This is a genomic window from Seonamhaeicola aphaedonensis (genome assembly GCF_003386195.1).
GTDB classification, from domain to species: domain Bacteria; phylum Bacteroidota; class Bacteroidia; order Flavobacteriales; family Flavobacteriaceae; genus Seonamhaeicola; species Seonamhaeicola aphaedonensis.
In genome coordinates, this window is the sequence record NZ_QRDX01000025.1 from 1 (window position 1) to 1,967 (window position 1,967).

Sequence of the window (1,967 nt, forward strand, 5' to 3'; positions counted from 1 at the left end):
TGGTTTAACCCTGAGATGGAACACATTTACTTTAAGATGCATTGTCTGCGAAGCAGCGTAGATTAAAGTTCGCCATCGGCGAATGTGTTCCATCGTGCTTGGCTAAACTGCGTTTTAATGCAGTTTAGGTTTTGTTGGCATCAGTTTTTTTATTCATTTCTACTCCTATAGCAATTAAAGAGATTGAATATAGAAGCACACCCAAAAGTCTAACATTTCCTGGCATGATTACAATTCCAAACGTGGGACATGCGATCATAAACATTACAACCTTCCATCTTTTGAAGATTTTTCTTTTAACCATACTAACCCCCAATATTAAGGCACCTATAGTTAGTAAGAGTCCTCCGGATAGGTTGGCAATTTTGAATGAATTCTCTTGATAAAAGCCTGAATTAAGATTAATGATCTCAGGACTTTGAATTGCGATACCCTTTAAAATAAAAGCTTCAAAAAATAAAATTGCTGTAAGAATTACGACTCCAGAGATTCCGATAGTATAACCGATATAGTCAGAAGTTTTTTCAGAATTAAGAACTGAATAGACAGAGTTTAATGCAAATATCCCCATTAACGACCCAACAAATCCAATAACATTAACCCAGGTCCAATCACTGTCCAATACCCAATTTACATAAGGCTCCTGCATTGGTAAAAAGACAGCATAAAGTATCCAGAAAACAAGCATTAAAACTGCAGTTGAGATAGGAAACCATCCCGAAGAGATTTTATGGTTTGTCATTTTATGTTTATTAAATATTGTCTGTCTAACTGGTCAAGAATTCTATCGTCAGCCATTCCAGAACTATTGGTCATTATTACACTTCCAAGGCCCAGACTAGGATAAATTCTTATTTCCGAATAGTAACCACCACCGCCACCTGCATGACAATAATAATCCTTCTCATTAAAAGTTCCTTTGAACCATCCTAATGACATTCCTGTATTTTTTCCAGACAGTGTTAACTGTTCAGTAAGCATTTTATCAATGGATGATTGGGAGAGTAGTTTTCCATTATTCTTCAACAATTCTTGACAAAAGACGCGAAGCGCATTAGGAGTGCTGATTATCCCTCCATATGGCGCACCATTATTATAAAATGGATGAAAACCATTCCAATCTTCATCAGCTTGATACATCATTTTACTTTTATCTAAAAGAAATCCGAGAACAAGATTTTGAAACCAGGTATTTGCATGATAACCATTGGCATGATTCGATTTAGGAATATCAAAACCAATATATTCTTTGGTCGGTAATTGATTTAAAATATTATCGGCTATGTACGCTTGATATTCTTTTCCACTCATTTCTTCGATAAGCCCTCCTAGTACGAGGTAATTAATGTTTGAATAGGCATATTTTTTTCCAGGAGCTCTTTTTAGTTTTAAATGGTTCATGATGATCGAATCAGAAAATTTTCTGTAATCAAAATCGATATGTTCGTGTGCCAAATGTGTCCACTTTAGTGGCAGAGGATTGCCTATGCCTGATTGATGGCAAAGCAGATCTTTAATAGTAACAGGGTTGGAAAATCTGCAGTTGGGTAGATACTTGATAATTGGATCCTCAAGCATAATCTTACCCTCTTCTACCAATTGCATTACTGCTACTGCAGTAAATGTTTTGGTCACAGAGAAAGCATGGAAAGAGGTCTGACTATCAACGTCTACTTTTTCTTCTACATTTCGGCACCCATGCAGAACTTCCTTTATTACTGAATCCGAATTAAAAAATAGATAGTGAAAAGCCGGAGCATTATGTTCTGTCTTTAAAATATTTTGGATGTCTTCATTCATTTCACATGCTGAAAAAAGTAATATGCTCAATCCAATTAATAAGCTTTTCAATTTTTAGTAATTCAATTTGTTAATGTCTAGTCCTGAAATATGGCTACAGGTTAAAAATTGAATTTACGCTGTTTTTAAGTATACCATATTTGGTGTTTTATAATCTAAAGATACAT

The 1,967-nt window shown here is 34.9% G+C and carries 2 protein-coding genes; both read right to left on the reverse strand.

Annotated elements, in window-relative coordinates; translation table 11 throughout:
• Positions 1-124: 124 nt before the first annotated feature.
• The gene (locus tag DFQ02_RS14905; RefSeq protein WP_116525244.1) at positions 125-742 is read right to left on the reverse strand and encodes a hypothetical protein; all 618 of its coding nucleotides are present in this window, start codon (positions 740-742) and stop codon (positions 125-127) included.
• Positions 739-1,851, reverse strand: a complete 1,113-nt coding sequence (locus tag DFQ02_RS14910) for a serine hydrolase domain-containing protein (protein ID WP_147297798.1) — start codon at positions 1,849-1,851, stop codon at positions 739-741. Before DFQ02_RS14910 ends, DFQ02_RS14905 begins: the two co-directional genes overlap by 4 nt.
• Between the last annotated feature and the right edge of the window lie 116 nt (positions 1,852-1,967).

Coding starts and splice junctions, on each gene's coding strand:
- DFQ02_RS14905 (WP_116525244.1), bottom strand. CDS start 742: ATGACAAACCATAAAATCTCTTCGGGATGGTTTCCTATCTCAACTGCA.